Here is a 22,137-nt window from a genome sequence, read left to right as displayed (position 1 = left end):
ACAGGGTAAAGTTCAACGCGAATGCAACACGTTACAAGCGCAGTGCTTACGCTAATGCTTAGTAAGACACTTGTCAGTCGAGACAAATAAGGCTGGGAATTGAGCTCACTATCGCGCTAAATTGAAAGGAAATGGCTTGTTCACTCTTACGTCTTAAAGCGGATAACATCATCAATGCGATACGCTGACGGGAATACAAGACGGCGTTAAAAATCTAAAGGGCGAAAACAATAGAAGCCAGCTACACATTTAAGCTTACAGTTGTACGCTTAAATATGGTGATTTATTTTCCTAACTGATAGACTCAGTCATTATCGTTTGCGAGTGTGTATCTACCATGTCGAGTCAAAGTATTATCGAACAACAAAACCCAGCTAAAATACCTGCTAATTCTGGGCCGTATAGTATTAAAGAAGAGATCGCTAATAGCGTATCCCATGGCTTAGGCGTCATCGCAGGCATAGTGGCATTGGTACTGATGTTACTCAAAGGGCAAGATCATCTAACGCCAATTCAACTAACAGGCGTTGCCATTTATGGTGCGAGCATCATAGTGCTTTTTCTATGCTCGACCTTATACCACAGCGTTAGCCATTCAGGCTGGAAACATAAACTTAAGATCGCCGATCACTGCGCAATTTACTGCTTGATTGCAGGAACTTACACACCTTTGATGCTGATAAGCCTACAGGGGACGCAATCGATAGTGATTTTAACAGCGATTTGGTCGCTTGCGATTGGTGGGATCCTATTTAAGACGCTATTTATTCACAAATTCAAAAAGTTAAGCTTAGTCTTGTATCTCGCCATGGGTTGGCTATGTGTCACTGTGATGGGCGATTTAACGGCGGCCATGTCGGAGTTAGGTTTTAATCTATTGATCTTAGGCGGGTTATTTTACACTTTAGGTGTTGTGTTCTACGTCGGGAAACGCATTCCATTTAACCATGCCATTTGGCATTTGTTTGTGCTTGGCGGTGCCATGAGTCACTTTCTGTGTATTTATCTGACTGTTATTTAAATGGCTATGATTTACCTGATGGTGATTTAACCGGCTCTAATTTAAATGACTATGACTTACCTGATGGTGATTTAACCGGCTTTAATTTAAATGACTATGACTTACCTGATGGTGATTTAATTGGCTCTGATTTAACTGACGGTGATGTATCTGTGGGTCAAAGCTGAAAGTCGTTAATTATCTATTCAAGCACTTCCTCAAACGTTCTCTCGAACATCGCAATCAAGTACGGCTATTCAATTCAGTAAATAGCGACGCTAATAGCGTCGCTTGTTCTGCTCTGCCACACTGGCGCCAAAGCGCAATAATGCATTCTGCGGTGCACAAGCCTCCTTCTTGCTGATTACGCCGCAATATAAAAACGGATTCAGGCATAAGTGGTGGCAAACTGACTCGTGCAGCCGTTTTCAGATAGGGGCTCTGGCGCAGCATCTTACGTGCCTCCTGCCAGGTCGCATCTAAAATCACCACTTGACTCGGCATTCGCTGTTCTGCTATCACTGTAGATTGCGCAGGCGCTAACAACATTTGTGCGTTCGAGAGTGCTGGCTCAGCTAAATCCGTATCTAAGGCATTATGATCAATGGGCACAGCGGGCTCAGTATCACTTGCAGGAAACAACAATTTAGCCTGCTGCGATGCCAGCATTACCACTAAATCGTTATCAGGTGTAGTTCTCGACCAGACGATGCTTTTCACCTCTTCAGGGAATGCGGCTAACGCGAGTTGGCCAGTATTTGTTTTGCGGGTTAACTCGCGTTCGTGGGTCAATAAAATAATCTGCATTGCCTTCCTTGCTGCGGCAAAAGAGTGAGAAATAGCCTTAAACGTCCACTGAGTCAGGTACTGGCTCGAAGCACATCCACTTAAAAGATCAGGTTAAAATAACCGTGTTCAATTGCCAACAAATCATAAAAATCAATTTTGTCGTGAAATAAAATCATAGATTAACACTTTGATTTAAAATATAAAACTTATAAACATTCCAATACTATCTGTTTTAGCAGAAAAGTTTCACGCTCTATTGATTGGCCTTTATGGGGATGATTACGCTGAATATCTTCGTTATGAGCGATAGCTTGATGAATATTAAGCCATTCAGGCCGCATGCCATTTTTTATCTCATGGGCTTCTAATCGAGTCTCACCTAAACCACGCTCGCCCAGTGAGGTGTCGATACGGCACACGTAACAGAATGACTCCATGTGCACTACGTTCGCCCCTTCACGATACCAAGGCCGAAACTCTTCGTAACGACCAAAGGGGGCTAACACTTGAATGTCTAGGGCGCCGGTTTCTTCCTGTAGCTCGCGGATCAGTCCATCCTCGAGGCTCTCGCCGTCGTCAATCCCGCCGCCGGGTAAGCTGTAATCGCGATATTTTTGGGTATACAGCAGCAAAATGTCTTCACCCGATAACACTATCGCGCGGGCAGCTCTGCGATAAAAAACGCGTGCCGTCTGTAGGTTAACCGCTGGATCTTGGGTGGTTCTCAATAAACGCATAGTCTTAGCCATTTGCCGAAAAGGAGTCGCAGCATAAACGAAAATGTGCCAAATGCAGATCAAAAACTGTAGCAGAGGCAATAATCACACTCAGTCCCGTTCGAGTGATTAATAGGTTTTAGCGATTAGACTCTTGATTATTAACGGGTTAAACTAAAATCGTTTTACACATGATGTTAAGATCGCGATGCATCATCTCTTTCGCCTGATTCTCATCTTTAGTGCTCACGTAATGCCTAAACGGCAAAAATGCTCAAGAGCATTCAAACTCACTAAGCTCACTCAAGAGCTGGGCCAATTGCTGCTGATAAGCATCAATAATCTCTGGTGTTTGCTTATGCGTGGGCATGCGTTGGTAATGACCAATCACCTGCGACAGATAACGCTGCGCTCGCGGCAAACTTGCTTCATCTAGCATCTGCCACATTAACGAACCCGTAGCACTGATAGGCCGACCATTTGGAGCCGCGATTGTACTGACATGGAGGATTTCGTAGAAACGTTGATTCTCTTCCAATAAGTGTTCCGACTTCAGCCCTAACCCTAAGGCAGTGAGTGATTGCCTGACATAATAATTATGATGCACGGGACACAAAATAAATTCGAGGTGCCGCTGTGGGTGCTTGGCTAGAATTGCCTTCACTAAGTCCACCAGCAGTTCACCGCCCACACCAGCGATGATAATCAACTGTTTATCTTTGTCACTGGTTTGCGCGAGCGGTAAAGCCGCAACATCAAGGCAATGCACTTGCCACTGAGTATGACGACTTAAATTTGGGTCCATGTCTAGGTTTAAGTGTGGGTCTGAGTGGAGGTCTAAGTGTGGATTAAGGCCTGATATCTCTGCGGGAAAGAAACGCTGCAACCGCAGTTCAAGCGCCTGCATCAGCGAAGGCACACAATCGACAAAGTGCACTTGGTGGGCAGCGCTTCTTTTTAACAACAGCATACCGAGCAAACCATGATCGCAGCAGCAATCCCAAATATGATCATAATGACCACTGATCATGCTGTTTATCTGTTGTAAACGTTGGCTAATTTTCACGATTTGACCTTACTGCTGCGGCTCAAAATGCTGTAAATCCCACTGTAAATCCCACGCTGAATTGCATTTTTAAGCAAAAATAAAGCGCGCATTTTACCCGAGTCAAACGCAAACCACATCTTTTGTTCGTGCCCTCGCAGTGCTTCTCGTCACTTCTGTTACGTCACGCCTTAATGTGGTGAATACGTATGCAGGCCGTTGCGGTTAAAAAGCCATCGCCACTAGTATGCTGTGAGTCACATTCATTATAAAAACAAGGATCAAGGAATGTTCATCAAGACCAACCCTATTCAGTTTACTCGCAGCGACTTAACTGCCCGTCACGTAACAGACAGCCACTTAACAAACAGCCACACTCGCCAGAGTTCATCACGCCAAAAGCGATCGCAAGCGCTATTGTGCCCTACACTTATCGCTCTTGCGGTTACGAGTCTCTTTAGTGCCAACGTATTTGCCAAAACCGTTACCGTCAGCTCACCCAACCAACAAATTCAAATCAGCTTGAGTGACGATACAGGCCGCCCCGAATATAAAATCGATTTTCACGGCAAGACAGTCATAGAACCGAGCCGCTTAGGCTTAGTTTTTCAATCCCTTGGCGAACTTGGTCAAGGATTGCAGATTAACAGCAGCGAGAAAAAAAGTGCAGATGACAAGTGGCAACAACCTTGGGGCGAGCAGGAATGGATCCGCGATCAGCACAATCAACTGACCGCAGTATTAAGCAACGGCAAGGTGCAACTCGAAGTCGAGTTTAAAGCCTTTGACGATGGTATTGGCTTTCGCTATCACTTAGCCCAGCAAGCCTCCTTTCCCGCTAATTCGCCGATCTTAATCACAGACGAGTTAACCGAGTTCAATGTCGGTCAAGCCGATAAAGCCACAGCATGGTGGATCCCTGCCCGTGGCTGGAATCGCTACGAATATTTGTATCGCACCACAGCGCTGAAAGAAGTCGATAGAGTCCACACGCCCTTCACCTTTAAACTCGCGAACGGTACGCACTTAAGTATTCACGAGGCCGCCTTGGTGGACTTTGCCGCCATGACCTTAGATCAGCAGCGCGATGGCAAGCTTAAGGCCGAGCTCACGCCTTGGTCCGATGGCATTCGCGTCAAAACTCAAGTGGGCTTTTATACGCCGTGGCGCACCATTCAAATTGCCGACAACGCGACTGGGCTGCTCAATTCGCACCTTATCCTTAACCTCAATGAGCCCAATAAACTCGGCGATGTTGCTTGGGTAAAACCGGGGAAATACGTCGGTATTTGGTGGGGAATGCACTTAAATGAAAATACTTGGGGTTCGGGCCCAACCCACGGCGCCACCACCAGCGAAACCGAACGCTACATGGATTTCGCCGCTAAATATCAGTTTGATGGTGTATTGGTAGAAGGTTGGAATGAAGGTTGGGACGGCGACTGGTTCCATAATGGCGATCAATTTAGCTTTACTAAGGCCTATGCCGATTTCGATCTGCCCGCCATCACAGCCTACGGGGCGAAAAAAGGGGTGCGTTTAATCGGCCACCACGAGACAGCAGGCTCAGTCACCCATTATCGCGATCAAATGGCTGATGCCTTTGCCCTGTATGAGCAGCACGGTGTGACCCAAGTCAAGACGGGCTATGTCGCTGATGGTGGCCAAATCAAGCGTATCGATGACAAAGGCATTACCCGTCACGAGTGGCACGACGGCCAGTTTATGGTGGGTGAGTATCTGCACAGCGTCACAGAAGCTGCGAAACACCATATCAGCATCAATAGTCACGAGCCAATCAAAGACACGGGTCTGCGCCGAACCTATCCTAACTGGATCGCCCGCGAAGGTGCCCGCGGCCAAGAGTACAATGCCTGGGGTAGCCCACCAAATAGCCCTGAACATACGGCCATGCTACCGTTCACCCGTATGCTCGCTGGCCCAATGGACTTTACACCGGGGATTTTTGACTTAGCACCTAAGGGGTTGGATGCGCAAAACCGTGTGCAAACCACCTTGACCAAACAGCTCGCCTTGTACGTTGTGCTCTATAGCCCAATCCAAATGGCAGCGGATTTACCACGCAATTATGAAAAGCACTTAGATGCCTTCCAATTTATCCGCGATGTGCCCACAGATTGGTATCAGAGTGTCGCGCTTGCCGGTGAAGTCGGCGACTATGTGGTCTTTGCCCGCCAAGCGAAGGATCAAGGTGATTGGTACTTAGGTGCACTCACGGATGAAACCGCGCGCAAGGTCACGGTCAAACTGGATTTCCTCGATCCCAAGAAACGTTATCAAGCGCAGATTTACCGCGATGGCGCAAACGCCGATTGGAAAACCAATCCCTATGATTATGTGATTGAGACTAAAGAAGTGAATGCTAAAGATAGCCTAAACCTCGCACTCGCCAGCAGTGGCGGCACGGCAATACGCTTTAAAGCACTTTAGATTTCATCGTGTTCAGTTCAGCGCATTAACTTAAATGCTTAAGCGAGTGTAAAAATACAGAGTAAAAAACAGAAAGCACCAAGGATGTACCTTGTCCTTGGTGACTTTTTATTGCCAGATAGCACAGGTTTATCCAAATAGAAAACATAAAAGTTAACCATAGTCGAGGCGCCTTAGTTATGTTGGCCTAAATTCAGTTCGTGCTCATTGGCCGACAAATCGGTATAAATCGAATAAACAGGCTGTAAATGCCCTCGCAAACACCACAGACTAACCACTTCAACCTAAGGCGAATGCGTACAACCAACACAGGTGCAAAAATGCCTCAGTTAGATTAATCTGACCTTCCTTTACTTGTTTATGGTGCTTATCTTGCGGTACACGGCCGACTTATTAGAAATGCGCAGCTTTAAGCGTTTTGAGACCGAACTCGCACACTTAGGCTTTACGCATTTTCACCCCTTAGCGCCACTTCGCCCTTGGGTGCAGCGCTACTTTCATTTGCGCGTAGCGACCGATTTACCGCAGAACATTGAGCAGACATTTTATCCGGACGGCGGCACTAGCCTGCATTTCTATTTCCCAACGCCAGCGCTAACTCAAACGCTCAGCGGCGAAGAACCCCAAGTGTTGTTTCACTGTGGTCAGAGCCGACATTCCCACGCCTTTTTGCCAGGAATCGAGCTGATGACAGTTCGCTTTCACCCCGGAGGCGCGTTTCATTTACTCGGCATTGAACTGCAAGATATTCTGTCTGCCGCATCAGTGACGACTATTGATGCGACGCAATTGCAGCTAACTGGATTGGAGCAACTGTTATCACAACTGGCGCAAACCAATCAGCCAGCCCAACGCATCGCCCTACTTGAGCATTGGCTATTGCAACTCAACCAGCAGCAATTTGGTGCAATGTTATCTCGACATAAAAGCGCTATGGTTGGCTTAGTGCAGGCGAATTTGCCAAAGCTTATTCAAACCCAAGCCAGTTTAGAGGATTTCTATAAGCAACTGCCCTTAAGTCGCCGCCAGTTTGAACGAAGATTTAAACAAGAAACCGGATTGTCACCCGCGCAGTTACTGCAATTAAACCGAGTCAAAATCGCCCGAAACTTACTCAGCCAATCACCTAACCTCAGCCTAGTGCAGGTCGCATTCGATTGCGGATTTTACGATCAAGCCCATCTACATCAACACTTTGTTAGGGTGACACAGCAAACACCAGGACAATACAAAAAGCGTAAAATGTCGCAAATCTCCAATCCCAGGTCGCGCTAACCGCTTAGATTGAAGCCTCAGCTTATAGGAGGCTTTTATGTCAGAACGTATACCACGCCAGCAAATTTATCAGCTACAACCCGCACTCGCCAACGCACTGTTAAGCTTAGACAAAGCAGCCGGCGACTCCCACTTTTCGCCATTACTGGTGCATTTAGTCAAGCTTAGAGCATCGCAACTCAATGGCTGCGCGTTTTGTCAGCGAATGCACGCAGAAGAAGCCAGAAGCGACGGTGAAGAACAGCTGCGTTTAGATTTACTTGCCGCTTGGCAGGAGGTCGATGGACTCTTTAATGAACGGGAACGTGCAGCGCTGCTCTGGACAGAAATCTTAACCCAAGTTGCCACTGCGCCCGTGCATGACAGTCAGTATGCGGCGCTTGCAGAGCATTATTCCGAGAAAGAAATTGTCGACCTCACCAGCTTAATCATTGCCATTAATGGCTGGAACCGCGTCGCAATTGCCTTCCACCTGCAACCCATCTAGCGGCACATAAATGGACAAATAAACAGGGCACCACATCGGGTGCCCTGTTTGTTGGTATCACTATACCGTTCATATCGCTATGTCGTTAACTTAAGGTCAGCGCGACAATTTTAAGTGGATGATTGTCATCGAACGAAGGGAAATCTTCATGGGGATCGAGCCAAGTGTGCGCTGTGACTGTGCGGCCTTGTTTTTCAACGCAGCGTACTAAACTGTCAAACCATGCTTGGCGCTCAACTTTCGCCACATTGTTGCAGCAAACGATAGTGCCGCCGACTTTGGTCGCCATTAATGCGGGCTTAAATAAACCTTGATAATCATTGATCAAATCAACAATACCGAAAGCACTCTTGGCATAACGCGGCGGATCGAGGAACACGAGATCAAACTGGGTTTGCGGCAATTTTGGGAAGCTCGGTAATTTTTGATTACGGCGCCCTCCCACACTTAAACCAGCCAATTGGCGCAATGCCGGAAACGCATCACTCTGCACAAACTCACACACATTGGACACCTGATTTAACGCCGCATTCGCCTTGCCCGTGGCTAAAGCAAAGGAAGAAAAATCGACGTTCATCACCCGGGTCGCGCCGCCGATGGCTGCCGCTGTACCAATGCCGCAAGTGTAGGAAAACAAATTCAGCACGGTTTTATCTTGGCTGTTTGCCCGTACATATTCACGACCAATGCGCATATCGAGGAATAACAGCGGATCTTGTCCTTCGTGACGCAGTTTAGTGCTGAACTTGATGCCATTTTCCTGCATGACTCGCTCAGAACTCGCGATCTCTGTCAGTGCCGGTGATAACGCGTTCAATACGCGGGAATTGCCTAATGAGCGGTCGTTATACACAATCGGCAAATCGGCCTGTTGCAGCAAAACGGCGCTAACATCGGCTAACTCTTCATCGGTTAAGGTCTGATGAAAACTCTGCACTAGCCAAGCATCGCCGTAACGGTCGACATTCAAGCCACTCACGCCTTCTACTGTGCCATGGAACACCCGAAAACAATCGGTTTGATCCTGTTCTGCTTGTTGTAAAAAATCATGGCGTTTCGCCAGAGCCGTCGATAACAGCGTTTGAATAGACATAAAAAGCGGGACTCGCGCAGCGGAAACCTGCGTAAGGTTTCAAAAAGGAAAACGGCATAATAGCAAACTAGGTCGCAGAATATCGGATAAATTCACCAAAAGAGCGCTAAATTGCAGGCTTTAGCCCGTTCCAACGAGGGTCCGACTCCCTTAGCATAGATCTCTCGATATCACTGTTGGATATAAGGTCAGATACCGCTCATGCTGATCATTTGGATAATCATTAGCTTGAACTGTAGCGCTCGCGTTTAGCTAGCGTCAGTGCACTCTTAACCTAAGCCGTTTTCTGAGTGCCCTTTCATTCTTAGTGCATCTCAAACTCACTTCACCCGTTTGTGATTTAGTTCACTGAGCCCTTGATGTATAAGGCTAAAGCAGGCAGATGGATTTTCTAACGGCAGCAGATGTCCATATCGCTTATCTTCTAAAAATACTGTATCCGGCGTGAGCTGTTGCCAGCGCTGCCAGGTCGCTTCAGAAAAGAACACTGACGGTTTCCCTCGGATGGCGACGCAGGGAAGCTTTATCTGCTTCAATATCGATAGTACATTCGGCGGTTGAGTGTAATTATGCGCTTCCCATCGTTTAGGAAACTTCAGGGTGAATTGGCCATCATTGTTTTGATGAATCCCGAATTGGGCTAAGGCGATAAAAGCCTCATCATCAAAGCGTTTGTATAGCTTACTCATTTTGCAATATTCGATATATTGCTCCCGGGTTTCCCACACATCGCGCTTCTTTAAGGTGTTTTTTGCGGGCGCGGTCAGATTCATTAACGATTTAGACATTAACTTAACAAACCAAGCGATCGGGCGCGATACCATTGCAGGTTCAATTAGTATCAGTGCTTTAAACAAATCAGGTCTTTTATTGGCGGCAAGAATGGTGCTGGATGCTCCCATTGAATGGCCAATTCCGATAATCGGCGCACTGCAATGCCGCTCAATATGCAAGATCAAATCATCGGCATAAAGCTGCCAATCTCGGCGCTTAGGCGGCATACCTGCATCAGGCCAAGTCGGTCTTAACTCAAGTGCATTAAGACTGAACGCTCGCTTCAACTTGACCAATAAGGGCGCATAAACGCCTAATGGAAAACCATTGGCGTGGTAGAAATGGGCGGGGTCGCCAATATCTGAAAAGGTTTTAAAAACCTGAGCCTGTTGTAATTCAGTCCAAATTTGATCCATCAAATCCCACTTATCGAGTCCCACTGTTATAGTTCAACGGATTCAATCGTACCAATCTAAATCGCTAGGCACCTTACGCTCAAGCTACGAAATCTAACCTGCCGATATTAGCCTCCACGACGGCCTAAAAGGTTATTAAATCACTTCAATTAACTGCTCTAATCCGGGCGCGGTTTTAGTCGGCACAAACTCTATTACCTCAAACTCGGCAACATCGGCAATGCAGAACGGATCTTGCTGCAAAATGGCCTCTAGCGCCGCGCGACTCTCAGCCTTAGCAAGGATGACACCGCCGGTACGTGGCACTTTGCGACCCGAGGCGACAAAAGTCCCTGCGGCATAATACTGCTCAAGGTAGGCAATGTGCGCGGCTAAATGTAACTCCACTTCGGCAATAGGCTTTTTATAGGTGAGCGAAACAACAAACATAGGTATCCTCTTATTCACAAGTTTGGGGCATAGGGTTCCCCCAGCTGACTATATAGTGCGGTCCTAAAGTGTCAAATGAACTTAGCTTCCTGCAAAGTTAAAAATAGCCAACAGCAGGTTGCACCCCTGTTTACCAGAAGTTATCAACCCATGATGAATACGTATGTAAGCAGTTGTGCACAAATCCACGCCGAGGCTACTATAAATCCGCTAGTTTCACCCTCTGCTTGTGGGGTTTGAAATCTGTGAGGTCGTTTCTGATAGGGTTATATACAAGGATTGCTATCAGGCTTAAGTTCTTTCTGCTGACTGGCTTTGAGCCACTCTTTTGGACTGACCGCTTTTAACTAAGGCTGAGGTCCAATTTAGAAATGAATTTATTGGCGAATATACTTCTGAGGGAGAGGTATATTCGCCATTTTTTCACAGAGCAGACTCATTCATAGCATGCGCGAAACCATAGCGAACAAGCTTTGAATCTAACTATCAGTTGTTTCGGGGACTTGCTGGCTTTTACAGGAAGCCTTTAACACAAGCCTCTTAGCAGTGATGAATAGCGATCCACATAAAAGCAAAGTACAGTGCCAATCCATTGCTCGGCAAACAATTAAAACAATAAGCACTCAAGGCAGAAATACTGCCGGCAACAGAAAGGAAGTTCAATGTCTTCGAATCATCAACAGGCTAATCAAAAAGATAGCCATCAAGCTGTCACGCCTCAGACGCAGCATTCATTCAAGCAACAACCTGAGCTGAATTTCTGGCAAATTTTTAATATGTGCTTCGGTTTTTTAGGCATTCAATTTGGTTTTGCCCTGCAAAATGCTAACGTCAGCCGCATTTTCCAAACCTTAGGTGCATCTATCGATGAAATCCCCATTCTGTGGATTGCCGCGCCACTAACGGGTTTATTGGTTCAACCTATTATTGGTTATTTGAGTGATAAAACCTGGGGACGCCTTGGCCGTCGCCGCCCTTATTTTTTGATTGGCGCGATTTTTACCACTCTCGCCATTTTTATCATGCCGCACTCGCCTACTCTGTGGATTGCCGCGGGCATGTTATGGATTATGGATGCCTCGATCAACATCGCCATGGAGCCGTTTCGCGCTTTCGTCGGTGACAATTTACCGAAAAGCCAGCGTACCCAAGGCTATGCCATGCAAAGCTTTTTCATCGGTATTGGCGCTGTGGTCGCTTCGGCCTTACCCTATATTTTGACTCACTTTTTTGCTGTCGCGAATACTGCACCAGCGGGTGAAATTGCCGACTCAGTGCGTTATGCCTTCTATTTCGGTGGCGCAGTGTTATTGCTCGCGGTTACTTGGACTGTCGTATCGACAAGAGAATATTCCCCCGAAGAGTTAGCCGCCTTTAACGCAAAACAAGTCGATGCTGAGGATGAAACCTTAGCTCGCACTCGTACCCGTAAGGATTATCAATTTGCGTCCTTCGTGTGGATGGGTCTCGGCGCCCTGCTCACCTTCGCTATTTGGGCGCAGGATTTAGATAAGCAACTGTATATCTTAAGCTTAGGGATTTTTGCCTTTGGCCCATTGCAACTGTATTGCGCGCTGCGTTTGGGCAATTCACAACCCGCTGAACGCAATAAGCTCGGCATGGTATTTAGCGTGGTCGATGACTTATTCCATATGCCCAAAGCCATGCATCAACTGGCGATAGTGCAGTTTTTCTCTTGGTTTGCGTTGTTTGCCATGTGGATTTACACCACAGCAGCCGTGACGTCTTACCATTTTGGCAGTAGCGATGTGTTGTCCCAAGCCTACAACGACGGCGCAGATTGGGTCGGCGTGCTGTTCGCCTCCTACAATGGTTTTGCCGCCATTGCCGCGATCTTTATTCCTATGCTGGCTAAGCGTATCGGTATCAAACTGACGCACACAGTCAATATGTTCTGTGGCGGTATAGGCTTGATTAGCTTCTTCTTTATTAAAGACCCAAGCCTGTTATGGCTGCCTATGATAGGTGTCGGTATCGCGTGGGCGTCAATATTATCTGTGCCCTACGCCATGTTGTCGGGCATGTTACCCCCGCAAAAAATGGGCGTTTATATGGGGATTTTTAACTTCTTCATCGTGATCCCGCAGCTTCTTGCCGCCAGTGTGCTGGGTTTAGTGCTCAATGGTCTGTTCGATGGTCAACCTATTTATGCGTTGATCACAGGTGGCGTCTTGATGATGTGCGCTGGTATTGCAGTACTTTTTGTTGAGCAAGAGATTGTGGATCAAAATGACCAAAGCGCCGCCGTAAATAGCAAAACCAACTTAACCACAAAAGCCGCAGACAAAGTTAACTGACAGTTCACTAAGTGCTGTGGCGCTGAATAAGATGGCACTCAATTAAGTGCCATCTCCTTAAGTGAGGCTCTTTTAGATGCCAAGCCGTTAGATAACAGGCTGTTAGATGCTAGGTCTTTAGATAAGAGGCAGTTAGTCGGCATACATCCAGGTACGTTACGCAAGGTGAACTTGGCCTGTTGGCGATTCACCGCAGCATGAAGCTTTTATATCAATTCAATCACTATAAAAATATAACCATTATTTGGGGAGAACGAGATGGAATCGAGTCCTACGCCGCAGCAGGATCTGCACACCAACCAAACCAGTCACGCGCAAACGTTAACAAGGCGTAGCCGCCTAGCGCTTGCCGCAAGTCTATTAGGGACAATAGGATTCACAGCCTGTTCACCCACATCGAATTTAGCAACCGCGAGCATGAGTAGCAATGCCGCATCAAATGTGCAGCAGGTTGCGCCCGGCGCACCGGGTAAAGCGCCGACTTGGGCATTTTCGGGTAAAACCGGTATTGGAACGTCTTACGAGCCTTACACCCAAGGTCAATACCAAGATGCCAAGCAAAATCCCATTAGCCGCGTTTGGTTCTCCCTCGCCCAAGGTATTTTAACCGAAACCATGTATGGTCTTATTCACAATGCGCAGCTCAAAGAACTGCAATTTGTGATCACGGGCAATGGCTTTGTCGATACCGAAAAAGATAACACCATCAGCAGCATAGAATATTTAGATACCGATGCTAATGGTCGCCCACAATCCCTTGCCTATAAAATTATCAATAAAGATATTGAAGGTAAGTATCAGATTGAAAAGCATATCTTTACCGATCCTGACCGCGACACCCTAATGATGCGCGTCACCTTTACCGCCTTTGAAGACGGCATTACGCCGCATTTGTATGTCAATCCGCATATCGATAACGCGGGCGCCAATGATATCGGCCGCATCGACACTAATACAGACAATCATACCAACACACATGCTGGCAATCAGGCGCTGGTGGCCTATACCGCCGCCAAAGACAGCAGCGTGATGACGGTCAAATCCGAGCTGAATTTTGTGCAGGCAACGACAGGCTTTGTCGGTGTCTCCGATGGTCTAGCCGATTTGGCCGATAACGGCAAACTCGATACACCCTATCAAACGACCAGTACGCAAGATAAATCGACCGTTGGCAATATAGCTTTTACTGCGAGTTACCCTACGCTCATCAAAGCCAAACCCGTCACTTTTAATCTCGCCATCGGTTTTGGTAAAGATGAAGCACAGAGTTTAGCCAATGCCGATGCCACTTTGGCCGCAGGTTATGATGCTGTGCTGAGCGCCTACAAAGGCGATGCCACCCATGTCGGCTGGCACGATTACTTAAGCTCGCTGCCCGCCATCGCAAACATGGCCAACAACACCACAGATAGCGGTAAGCTACTGTATACCAGTGCTATGGTCTTGAAAGCGCAGGAAGATAAAACCTATGCGGGCGCACTTATCGCCTCGTTATCCAATCCTTGGGGCGATACGGTTTCAGCAGCCGTGCCGAGCACGGGCTATAAAGCGGTATGGCCGCGCGACTTTTACCAATGTGCCATGGCATTCCTCGCCATGGGTGACACGCAAACACCCAAGGTGGCCTTCGAATACCTGAAAAAAGTGCAAGTGACCGAAAAGACGCCCGGCTTTACGGGTACGCCGGGTTGGTTCCTGCAAAAGACCCATGTGGATGGCCAAATTGAATGGGTTGGCGTGCAGCTCGATCAAACCGCCATGCCTATCATGCTCGGCTGGAAACTCTGGCAAGCGGGTGTGCTCACCCCTGATGAGATCAGTCACTGGTATCAAGAGATGCTCAAAGGTGCTGCAGACTTCTTGATCAGTGGCGGTGAGGTCAATCTGGATTGGAATCACACTCAAATCGCCCCGCCAAAAACCCAGCAAGAGCGTTGGGAAGAACAAGCGGGTTACTCACCCTCGACCACGGCCGCAGTGATCGCAGGTCTTGTTGCCGCGAGTGAAATAGCCAAAGAAGCCAAGGATCCCGACTCCAGCAGCCGTTATCTTGCAGCCGCCAAAGACTTAAGTAATAGTTTAGAAAAACACTTAGTCACCACCCAAGGACTACTAAAAAACAGCGCAGGCGTCAGCGCGCCTTACTATTTACGTTTAAGCCCGAATGGCGAGCCAAACACCGCCGATACACTGGCGGCGAATAACGGTAAGCAAGGTTTAGATCAGCGTCAGATCCTCGATGGCGGATTTTTAGAACTAGTACGTTATGGCGTGCGCGGTGCAACTGATAAGCTGATCAATCAAAGCCTTCAATTGATTGATAACACTGAACTTGACTCTAATTTGCGCCTTAAATATGAGTTTACCGCTAAAGATGGCAGCAAAATCCCAGGCTTTAGACGTTATGGCAACGATGGCTACGGTGAGGATACGGTTTCTGGCAAGAACTATGCGGAATCGGGCAGCAACAGCGCCGATCAACGTGGCCGCGTCTGGCCCTTCTTCACCGGTGAGCGCGGTCATTTTGAATTAGCACTCGCCCAAGAAAAAGGCGAGCTAACAGGCAATAACTCGCAGCAAACCAAGCAGCAGTTGATCAACACCTATGTGCAAGGCATGGAAACGTTTGCGAATGCGGGCATGATGTTACCCGAGCAAGCGTGGGACGGTGTCGGCGATGCCACCCGCTACCATTACAAACTCGGACAAGGCACTAACTCGGCCACGCCGCTCGCTTGGACCCATGCCGAATACATCAAACTGGTGCGCTCAATGACTGACGGCCAAGTCTGGGATCACTACCCTATAGTCCCAACGGCATTGAAATAATGAGTTGAAATAGCCAATTAAAATTGCGTATTAGCTTAACGATACTTTGATAGATTACAGGCTAGAACAGCATCCTAGATGTTGTTCTAGCTTTTTTACAGACGATGTTATTGTGCCTGATTTAGCGCCTGCTTTTCATCAGCTTATGCTGCGGATAATCTTGCGGCGTGCAACCAAATTGCATTTTAAAAGCCGCACTGAAACTGCTGACGCTCAGATAACCTAGACTATGTGCCACCCTAGTCGTGCTCTCTCCTTGGCTTAAGCTTTCAAGCGAGTTTAATAGACGAAACCTTTGCCGCCATTGTCGATAAGTGAGCCCAGTTTCAGCTTTGAATAGTCGCTCAATCGTTCGCACACTCGCGCCGCCCATTTCGGCTAACTCGGTCAGGGTGTAATTCACTGTTGGGTGCCGGATCAACTTTTGGATCAAGCGGCTGAGTCTTGGATCTGAGCCTGCGGGTAAATGAGCATCTAGGCTGTCCAGAGTTTCGAGCTCATCAATGGCAACCAAACCCAGCCGATGCAGTTGTCCACTGCCTAAAAGGTGTGAACTCTCACAGAGTTTGAGCACCAGTTCGCGCATCAGCGCTGTCATAGTCACCATCACCACTTGCGTATCCTGTGGCCTAACATCATAGCTAGGATCAATATAGATATTACGAGTGTGGGCGTGGGTTTCGCTGTTCACTTGATGGGGCAAATTACAGGGGATCCACACCGCATGGGTTGAAGGTACCACCCAGACGGCATTTTCACTGCGGACACGTAACAAGCCTTTGACGGCCCAAAGTAGCTGCCCCCGCGGATGTGAATGAGGCTCAATGCCCGCTTCCGCCGCCATATTGCGAGTATGGGTCAGCACAGGTCGATTAGCATCTGTGATAAACGCCACGTCACTGGGCGTTAATAATGTCGCCTTAGGAACAGCTTTTGACATATTACCCTCTTAAAACGCCAAACTAAGTCAGCTATCTTAGTTGGCATCTTTTACGTATTCAACCCAATAGGTCGGTAAACATGAAACGTTTTATTGGCGTTAAACCGCTAGCATTTTTCAGTGCACTGTTGATCGCTACTTTACTTGCACTTTTTCCGCTGAGTCAGCATCCCGCGGTGTTTTCCTATAGCGCTGGCCTAGTATTAGTGACCTTAATGTTTTGGAGCACAGGTTTTTTCCCGCCCTTTATGGCGGGATTAATATTTTTTGCCCTTGCGACTATTTTCAAACTCATTGAGCCGAGTGTACTTTTTTCAGGATTCGGCTCGACTGCGGTGTGGTTAATCATTTCAGGGTTTGTGATTGGCAGTGCCATCACTCAGTCTGGTTTAAGTCGCAGAATGGCCAGTTTGATTGCCCCCATACTGACCTCAAGTTATCCACGCTTGATTGCGGGTTTGGTCTTTAGTGCCGTGCTGCTTGGCTTTGTGATGCCCTCATCCGTTGGCCGTGCGGTGGTCATGGTGCCAATTGGTATGGCGTTAGCTGAGCAAGTCGGTTTTGCTCGTGGTAGTCATGGGCGGATAGGCATTGCGACCGCCTTGGCACTGGCGTGTAACATGCCCAGTTTTGCCGTGTTGCCCGCGAATATTCCCAATATGATATTGGCGGGTTCCAGCGAGAATCTATTCAATATCCATTTTGGTTATACCGAGTATCTCTTACTGCATTTTCCAATCCTTGGTTTGCTCAAATCGATATTGATTGTGGCGCTAGTCGTCTTCCTATTTCCTGCAAAAATAGATGAAAATCGACCTGAAAGCGTTATTGAAACAGAAGCTTATAATCTTGGTATGCAAAAGAAAGTCACAGTATTACTTGCGATCACTTTACTGTTTTGGGTGACAGACTCACTGCACGGGGTCAATCCGGCGTGGGTTGGACTGACCACCGCTATCTTGTTATTGCTCCCCAAATGGGGAGTGCTTGAGCCTAAGAGTTTTAATAGTTCGGTGGATTTTGCGACCGTCATTTTTGTCGCGGCGGCCTTAGGTCTGGGAGCATTGGTCAATCAATCTGGACTTGGCACTGCGCTAGGTCAATTGTTCAGTGAATGGCTACCATTGCAGCAAGGGGCATCGTTCCTGAATTTCATGTCGTTATCGCTGATGGGGACGCTGACGGGATTAGTGGCAACGGTTCCAGGTGTGCCGACAGTGTTGTCCCCCATGGCGGCAGATTTTGCCAATGCAACTGGCTTCTCCACCCCTGCAGTATTAATGACGCAGGTGATCGGTTTCTCAACCGTGATTTTTCCTTATCAGGTTGCCCCGTTGATTTTGGCGATGCAATTATCCCAAGAGCCCTTAAGCAAACTACTTAACATCACCTTACCGCTGGCGGCAATCACTCTAATTGCACTTATCCCACTGGATTATCTGTGGTGGCTATGGCTCGGTTGGATTAACTAAATTGCGTTAGCTAAAGCGGGTTAACTAAATTAAATTGACGAAACACTCACCCTTGGCGGTATTGACGCCGCCAAGGGTGCTTTAGAGCAGCCATCATCAATTATCCAGCACTCAACACTCATCACTCTACAGCGCATACAATCAGCACACAGCTTAAAACAAGTGCATCTTTGCGCTTGGATCGATAACACAACTGTCCCCACATAAATTATTTCGATAAGTTTCATTGTTAGACTATACTGTTCATACGTACAGTATATTGTGATTTATTATGATGATCCTAGGCCGCTTCGCCAAACATACCCAATATCGGCTCTCGCTATTTAGCTCCTTGATTGCCGCAGGATTTCCGTCACCTGCCCAAGACTATGTAGAACAAACATTAGATCTCAATGAGTTATGCATCAAGCACCCCGCCGCCACGTTTTTTGTCAAAGTCCAAGGGGATTCGATGATCGAAGCGGGGATTTTCTCCGGTGATATTTTGGTGGTGGATCGCTCATTACAGCCGGCCCACGGAGATACCGTTGTCGCAGCAGTCAACGGCGAGTTTACTGTAAAGCAATTGCAACTGCGCCCTGTGGTGCAATTACTGCCACGTAATGCCTTATTCTCCCCGATTGCCATCAATGATGAGTCTGAGTTAAACATCTTTGGGGTGGTGACCAACGTGGTGAAAAAGCTCAAATGACGCCCTCATTATTCGCCCTCGTCGATTGCAATAATTTACCTACACAGGTGGTATCAGCAATAAATCTGGAAAGGTTTGTGTGATAAGGCTTACTAGCCTTTTCCAGAAAAATAGTAATTTTTAGCTATTTTTCCTAAAACTTGAGTTTTGATGTTATCAGTTTCCAGAAAATTAGTCACTTCTTTAAGGCGTGCTTTCAATGGAAGGAGTGCAGATGTCTTTCAGCATCAAACTGCCCCAAAGCTTGCTAGCATTTATTTAGTGAATCGAAAATTGACGAACTATTTGCCCTAACAGTTCTTATCGATGAACCTTATTTTTAGTGAGTCTTCATGAATAAGCGGAACTGGATGGGTATACAGTCATATTTAAATTTAGATGTTTTTGAGTGTTTTTACACTCATTAGTTTGCGCGTTTATCCAGCCTAAAATTAACAAAACTCTTTAAAATCATTTATATATACTTTTCCAAAATTAGTTAATAGGTTTGGAAAACGCGCATGCGCGTTTTTCCAGATGGTGTATTTGATAGAAAGCTGATAAGTTCTTTGCATACAGGTAGTTAACTGTGCGCGTTTTAACTGGTCCAACGAGGTAAACGCGCATGCGCACTAATAAAATGTTAGCTTCCCTAGCGTAAAACTGTGCTACAGGGAGTAATCATCATTAAGGAGGAACAAATCTATGGTTGCTGTTTACTTTGTGATCGCTGCATTTCTATATTGGCCTTTTAGAAAGTGGGTTGCTACTGCTGAGGCGCCAGCCATATCAGCCTTGCTGTGGCCATTAATGGTTGTATTTTTTCTTGGGGTATTGATTATCTCCCCATTTATCAAAAACAAAGACTAGGGGTATAGGAATGTTCTCAAAATCAGTTTTTCCGTTTCTTGGGGTTGTAATTGGCGGAGTAACAGGAGGTATTTGGGGAGCTATTGCCGGCTTTTTTATTGCGGCAATTCTTCATGGAATCATTCGTGGCATGTTTATGCGTGCTGCTCTACACGAAAATAAAACGGATTTAGACGCTCTTGTAAGTAAGGCAGAAAATGACCCAGAAATTGCTGCCAAAATTCACCAATTAGCCGCTTTAAAAAGAATGGAGAATGTCCATAACTTATATAAATCAGGTCAAGCTATGACGTCTTTACCGGCCGATGAACAGCAAGCTTACGTTATCATGCTTGATTTCATGCAGAAAACCTCAACCGAAAGTGGGGAGGTAGATCAGTTTAACGAGTTCTTAAATATGGTGAAAACAATCCACTTTAAAGGCAACTCTATTCTAGGGTCTTACTTGAGGCAAGTAAGTTAAGAATGTGTGAAATAGCGAAAATAGTAAATGCGCTTGCCCCTTTACTGGCTGCAATAGCGGCAGTGGCTGCAGCAATTGCAGCATTTAAAGCTAATGAGATATCTGGCGCACTTAAAAGGTTACAGAAAAATACCATACTGAATCAGAGAGAAATTCAATTACTAAACCGAGCGCTAGAGTTACTGAAAATATACGAAGTTTGGTGCACTGATAATGGCGCTGGGAATAATGTGAATTTTCATGACAGCAAGGAGTCAAACTACGACACGAGGGATGACGCATGGAGCCAAATTCCAAGAGACGTTAAGTATGTACTTATCCAGCTTTCGTCGCATAGTGAGCGGTTGGAGCAATTGCTTTCTGAGTGGGAGCTGGGCTTTATCGAAAAAACAGCGGACACATACATAATCAAAGACGAAAAGGTAAAAGAGAAGATAAAGTCATTACGAGAAATTGTCGCTGGTGGTTTGTGAAGCTAATCGGGTAGCCGGAGGTATCTAGCCTCCAGCCCCCACACCACCCTGCATGCGGCTCCGCACAGGGCGGTTCATTTAGAACGCCTAACTCACTTTCTGGTTAGGATAATGAACTGCAATCCATCCATCTCTCAGTGAACATAAACCTGCTTTCTTAAGATAGTCATTATTCAGCGCTTGCTGTATCCCGGGTGTTTTAGAGCTACGCCAAGGGCCTTTACTTGTAATACCACAAGCAACAGCTGCTTGGATCCTAACTCCACGTTTAAGTAAGTTTTGTACCTTAGTCCGTGGTTTTCGCCACTGACGCCAGTAGCACATACGAACACGACGACGGATCCAATGGTCTAAATCGACACATCCTTGGTAGGCATTGGCTATGCCAAAGTAGTTGATCCAACCTTGCATGTATTGACGCATTTTAAACAGCTGATAACTCATACTCACGCCCAAATTTCGGTTCGTTAGTCGCCTCATCTTTTGTTTGAAAATGTGCAATGTTTTAGCATGCCACTGGATCTTCCCGCGGTTAAATGTAAACCCTAGGAACTTGCTTTGACCTACCTTAACCACTTGGCTTTTCCGTTCATTAACAACCAGTTTTAGCTTAGTGGCAAGGTAGCGAGTAATGCTCTTTAGTACCCGTTCCCCCGCGCGAATAGACCTTACCAAAATGATAAAGTCGTCCGCGTAGCAGGCGAATTTATGCCCTCGGCTTTCCAGCTCTTTATCCAGACTATCCAGCATAATGTTAGAGAGTAATGGCGAGAGTGGGCCGCCTTGAGGCACGCCTTCGAAGCTTGCTTCAAATTGGTCGTTGATCATCACGCCAGCACGCAGGTATTTACCAATAAGCGCCAGCAGACGCTTATCCTGTACCTTAATCCTCAATTGAGTCATCAACAGGTCGTGATTTACTCGATCAAAGAACTTGGATAGATCAACATCGACGGCAAATTTGCGTTTCTGTTTGATGATATCCCTTACTTGCAGTACCGCTTGTTTGGCATTCCTGTTCGGTCTAAAGCCGAAGCTATTAGCCGAGAAGAAAGGGTCAAACAACGGCGTGAGAATTTGAGCAATGGCTTGCTGTATCACACGGTCAATGACGTTAGGGATCCCTAGTTTGCGTTTACCGCCATCGGGTTTGTCGATCTCTACGCGTCTGACTGCTGAGGGTTGATACTCACCTAGCTCAAGTTGAGTTTTACACTGTTGCCAGCCGCCTTGTTGCATCCAGAGCGGGAAGGCTTCGATGGTCATGCCATCGATGCCTGCCGCGCCTTTATTGGCTTTAACTTGACGCCACGCTCGGTGTAAATTCTCAGGTTCGAGTAGTTGTTGAAATAAATCGCTGTTGAAGGCCGGTTGCAGATCAATACGCTGCTGATAGTAATCGTCTGGCGACGTAGTGGGTATCGACAAGTTTGACAAGACTCCTCCTTCTTCTAAATGTTCAGGCCTTCACCATATCCCAACCATTACGATGGGCGTTGAGCTACTATGCCGTCTGCTGACTTCTGCTTAATCACATACCGAGTTACCCCGTCATGCGCTATCGGTTTTCATCTGGTTCGCTCTTTTCAGTCGATGAGATTGAAAAGCCAAGGCACTTAATAGACCA

At 46.9% G+C, this 22,137-nt stretch carries 19 protein-coding genes; 11 read left to right on the top strand and 8 right to left on the bottom strand.

Going from position 1 to position 22,137, the window contains the following annotated elements; genetic code table 11:
* The first annotated feature begins 337 nt into the window (after window positions 1-337).
* Window positions 338-1,021 (top strand): hemolysin III family protein, encoded by a 684-nt coding sequence (locus MO387_RS12005; protein ID WP_107947693.1) that lies wholly within the window; start codon window positions 338-340, stop codon window positions 1,019-1,021.
* Window positions 997-1,188, top strand: coding sequence for a pentapeptide repeat-containing protein (locus MO387_RS12000; protein ID WP_159075003.1), 192 nt, complete (start codon window positions 997-999; stop codon window positions 1,186-1,188). Before MO387_RS12005 ends, MO387_RS12000 begins: the two co-directional genes overlap by 25 nt.
* 55 nt (window positions 1,189-1,243) lie before the next feature.
* Here the strand turns inward: MO387_RS12000 and MO387_RS11995 are convergent, their stop codons facing one another.
* The 3 genes from MO387_RS11995 to MO387_RS11985 form a co-directional block, all read right to left on the bottom strand.
* Complete coding sequence (locus tag MO387_RS11995) at window positions 1,244-1,807, bottom strand: tRNA-uridine aminocarboxypropyltransferase (protein WP_107947697.1); 564 nt, start codon at window positions 1,805-1,807, stop codon at window positions 1,244-1,246.
* A gap of 188 nt (window positions 1,808-1,995) precedes the next feature.
* On the bottom strand, window positions 1,996-2,526 hold the full coding sequence (locus MO387_RS11990) for an NUDIX domain-containing protein (protein ID WP_012089309.1): 531 nt from the start codon (window positions 2,524-2,526) through the stop codon (window positions 1,996-1,998).
* A 253-nt stretch (window positions 2,527-2,779) separates the two neighbouring features.
* Window positions 2,780-3,571, bottom strand: coding sequence for a tRNA (adenine(22)-N(1))-methyltransferase TrmK (locus MO387_RS11985; protein WP_107947699.1), 792 nt, complete (start codon window positions 3,569-3,571; stop codon window positions 2,780-2,782).
* 267 nt (window positions 3,572-3,838) lie between these two features.
* Here MO387_RS11985 and MO387_RS11980 point away from each other — a divergent pair, with 267 nt between their 5' ends.
* The 3 genes from MO387_RS11980 to MO387_RS11970 all read left to right on the top strand — a co-directional run bounded on the left by MO387_RS11980 (window position 3,839) and on the right by MO387_RS11970 (window position 7,763).
* Complete coding sequence (locus MO387_RS11980) at window positions 3,839-6,001, top strand: glycoside hydrolase family 97 protein (RefSeq protein ID WP_107947701.1); 2,163 nt, start codon at window positions 3,839-3,841, stop codon at window positions 5,999-6,001.
* Window positions 6,002-6,361: 360 nt separating this feature from the next.
* Window positions 6,362-7,276 carry a helix-turn-helix domain-containing protein gene (locus MO387_RS11975; RefSeq protein WP_107947703.1) on the top strand — a complete coding sequence of 305 codons (915 nt, stop codon included), beginning with the start codon at window positions 6,362-6,364 and terminating at the stop codon, window positions 7,274-7,276.
* Between the two features lie 37 nt (window positions 7,277-7,313).
* Entirely contained in the window at window positions 7,314-7,763 is a 450-nt protein-coding gene (locus MO387_RS11970) for a carboxymuconolactone decarboxylase family protein (protein ID WP_107947705.1), read from the top strand.
* Between the two features lie 85 nt (window positions 7,764-7,848).
* Here the strand turns inward: MO387_RS11970 and MO387_RS11965 are convergent, their stop codons facing one another.
* The 3 genes from MO387_RS11965 to MO387_RS11955 form a co-directional block, all read right to left on the bottom strand.
* Window positions 7,849-8,856 carry a class I SAM-dependent methyltransferase gene (locus MO387_RS11965; protein ID WP_012587559.1) on the bottom strand — a complete coding sequence of 336 codons (1,008 nt, stop codon included), beginning with the start codon at window positions 8,854-8,856 and terminating at the stop codon, window positions 7,849-7,851.
* A 320-nt stretch (window positions 8,857-9,176) separates the two neighbouring features.
* On the bottom strand, window positions 9,177-10,046 hold the full coding sequence (locus MO387_RS11960; RefSeq protein ID WP_242326311.1) for an alpha/beta hydrolase: 870 nt from the start codon (window positions 10,044-10,046) through the stop codon (window positions 9,177-9,179).
* Between the two features lie 135 nt (window positions 10,047-10,181).
* A complete protein-coding gene (locus tag MO387_RS11955; RefSeq protein ID WP_012587557.1) occupies window positions 10,182-10,475 on the bottom strand; it encodes a YciI family protein in 294 nt (97 codons plus the stop codon).
* Window positions 10,476-11,137: 662 nt separating this feature from the next.
* Between MO387_RS11955 and MO387_RS11950 the strand changes: the two genes are divergently transcribed.
* Together MO387_RS11950 and MO387_RS11945 are read left to right on the top strand one after the other, a co-directional pair.
* The gene (locus MO387_RS11950; RefSeq protein ID WP_006086806.1) at window positions 11,138-12,793 is read left to right on the top strand and encodes an MFS transporter; all 1,656 of its coding nucleotides are present in this window, start codon (window positions 11,138-11,140) and stop codon (window positions 12,791-12,793) included.
* A gap of 258 nt (window positions 12,794-13,051) precedes the next feature.
* On the top strand, window positions 13,052-15,622 hold the full coding sequence (locus MO387_RS11945; RefSeq protein ID WP_242326310.1) for a glycoside hydrolase family 15 protein: 2,571 nt from the start codon (window positions 13,052-13,054) through the stop codon (window positions 15,620-15,622).
* 121 nt (window positions 15,623-15,743) lie between these two features.
* Here MO387_RS11945 and MO387_RS11940 read toward each other — a convergent pair whose 3' ends face one another.
* On the bottom strand, window positions 15,744-16,562 hold the full coding sequence (locus MO387_RS11940) for a helix-turn-helix transcriptional regulator (RefSeq protein ID WP_242326309.1): 819 nt from the start codon (window positions 16,560-16,562) through the stop codon (window positions 15,744-15,746).
* An 80-nt stretch (window positions 16,563-16,642) separates the two neighbouring features.
* On the opposite strand from MO387_RS11940, the gene MO387_RS11935 reads away from it, so the two are divergent.
* From MO387_RS11935 to MO387_RS11920, 4 genes are all read left to right on the top strand, one after another.
* Window positions 16,643-18,034, top strand: a complete 1,392-nt coding sequence (locus tag MO387_RS11935) for an SLC13 family permease (RefSeq protein ID WP_242326308.1) — start codon at window positions 16,643-16,645, stop codon at window positions 18,032-18,034.
* 274 nt (window positions 18,035-18,308) lie between these two features.
* On the top strand, window positions 18,309-18,725 hold the full coding sequence (gene umuD / locus MO387_RS11930) for a translesion error-prone DNA polymerase V autoproteolytic subunit (protein WP_227257138.1): 417 nt from the start codon (window positions 18,309-18,311) through the stop codon (window positions 18,723-18,725).
* 859 nt (window positions 18,726-19,584) lie between these two features.
* Complete coding sequence (locus MO387_RS11925) at window positions 19,585-20,037, top strand: hypothetical protein (RefSeq protein ID WP_242326307.1); 453 nt, start codon at window positions 19,585-19,587, stop codon at window positions 20,035-20,037.
* Between the two features lie 2 nt (window positions 20,038-20,039).
* Window positions 20,040-20,510 carry a hypothetical protein gene (locus MO387_RS11920; protein ID WP_242326306.1) on the top strand — a complete coding sequence of 157 codons (471 nt, stop codon included), beginning with the start codon at window positions 20,040-20,042 and terminating at the stop codon, window positions 20,508-20,510.
* A gap of 87 nt (window positions 20,511-20,597) precedes the next feature.
* Here the strand turns inward: MO387_RS11920 and ltrA are convergent, their stop codons facing one another.
* Window positions 20,598-21,947: a group II intron reverse transcriptase/maturase gene (gene ltrA, locus MO387_RS11915; protein WP_242326305.1), complete on the bottom strand. Its 1,350-nt coding sequence runs from the start codon at window positions 21,945-21,947 to the stop codon at window positions 20,598-20,600.
* Between the last annotated feature and the right edge of the window lie 190 nt (window positions 21,948-22,137).

Origin of the sequence: Shewanella sp. N2AIL (assembly GCF_022690845.1) — a bacterium.
Lineage (GTDB): Bacteria > Pseudomonadota > Gammaproteobacteria > Enterobacterales > Shewanellaceae > Shewanella > Shewanella baltica.
Note: the sequence above shows the minus strand (reverse complement) of the source record. Positions and strands in the feature narration are given on the sequence as shown.

What these genes read in the sequence shown, in the direction of transcription:
- MO387_RS11920 (WP_242326306.1), top strand. Translation starts at nt 20,040, where the DNA reads ATGTGTGAAATAGCGAAAATAGTAAATGCGCTTGCCCCTTTACTGGCT.
- MO387_RS11945 (WP_242326310.1), top strand. Translation starts at nt 13,052, where the DNA reads ATGGAATCGAGTCCTACGCCGCAGCAGGATCTGCACACCAACCAAACC.
- MO387_RS11940 (WP_242326309.1), bottom strand. Translation starts at nt 16,562, where the DNA reads ATGTCAAAAGCTGTTCCTAAGGCGACATTATTAACGCCCAGTGACGTG.
- MO387_RS11990 (WP_012089309.1), bottom strand. Translation starts at nt 2,526, where the DNA reads ATGCGTTTATTGAGAACCACCCAAGATCCAGCGGTTAACCTACAGACG.
- MO387_RS12005 (WP_107947693.1), top strand. Translation starts at nt 338, where the DNA reads ATGTCGAGTCAAAGTATTATCGAACAACAAAACCCAGCTAAAATACCT.
- MO387_RS11980 (WP_107947701.1), top strand. Translation starts at nt 3,839, where the DNA reads ATGTTCATCAAGACCAACCCTATTCAGTTTACTCGCAGCGACTTAACT.
- umuD (WP_227257138.1), top strand. Translation starts at nt 18,309, where the DNA reads ATGATCCTAGGCCGCTTCGCCAAACATACCCAATATCGGCTCTCGCTA.
- MO387_RS11950 (WP_006086806.1), top strand. Translation starts at nt 11,138, where the DNA reads ATGTCTTCGAATCATCAACAGGCTAATCAAAAAGATAGCCATCAAGCT.
- MO387_RS11970 (WP_107947705.1), top strand. Translation starts at nt 7,314, where the DNA reads ATGTCAGAACGTATACCACGCCAGCAAATTTATCAGCTACAACCCGCA.
- MO387_RS11935 (WP_242326308.1), top strand. Translation starts at nt 16,643, where the DNA reads ATGAAACGTTTTATTGGCGTTAAACCGCTAGCATTTTTCAGTGCACTG.
- MO387_RS11955 (WP_012587557.1), bottom strand. Translation starts at nt 10,475, where the DNA reads ATGTTTGTTGTTTCGCTCACCTATAAAAAGCCTATTGCCGAAGTGGAG.
- MO387_RS11960 (WP_242326311.1), bottom strand. Translation starts at nt 10,046, where the DNA reads ATGGATCAAATTTGGACTGAATTACAACAGGCTCAGGTTTTTAAAACC.
- MO387_RS11965 (WP_012587559.1), bottom strand. Translation starts at nt 8,856, where the DNA reads ATGTCTATTCAAACGCTGTTATCGACGGCTCTGGCGAAACGCCATGAT.
- MO387_RS11995 (WP_107947697.1), bottom strand. Translation starts at nt 1,807, where the DNA reads ATGCAGATTATTTTATTGACCCACGAACGCGAGTTAACCCGCAAAACA.
- MO387_RS11975 (WP_107947703.1), top strand. Translation starts at nt 6,362, where the DNA reads ATGGTGCTTATCTTGCGGTACACGGCCGACTTATTAGAAATGCGCAGC.
- MO387_RS11925 (WP_242326307.1), top strand. Translation starts at nt 19,585, where the DNA reads ATGTTCTCAAAATCAGTTTTTCCGTTTCTTGGGGTTGTAATTGGCGGA.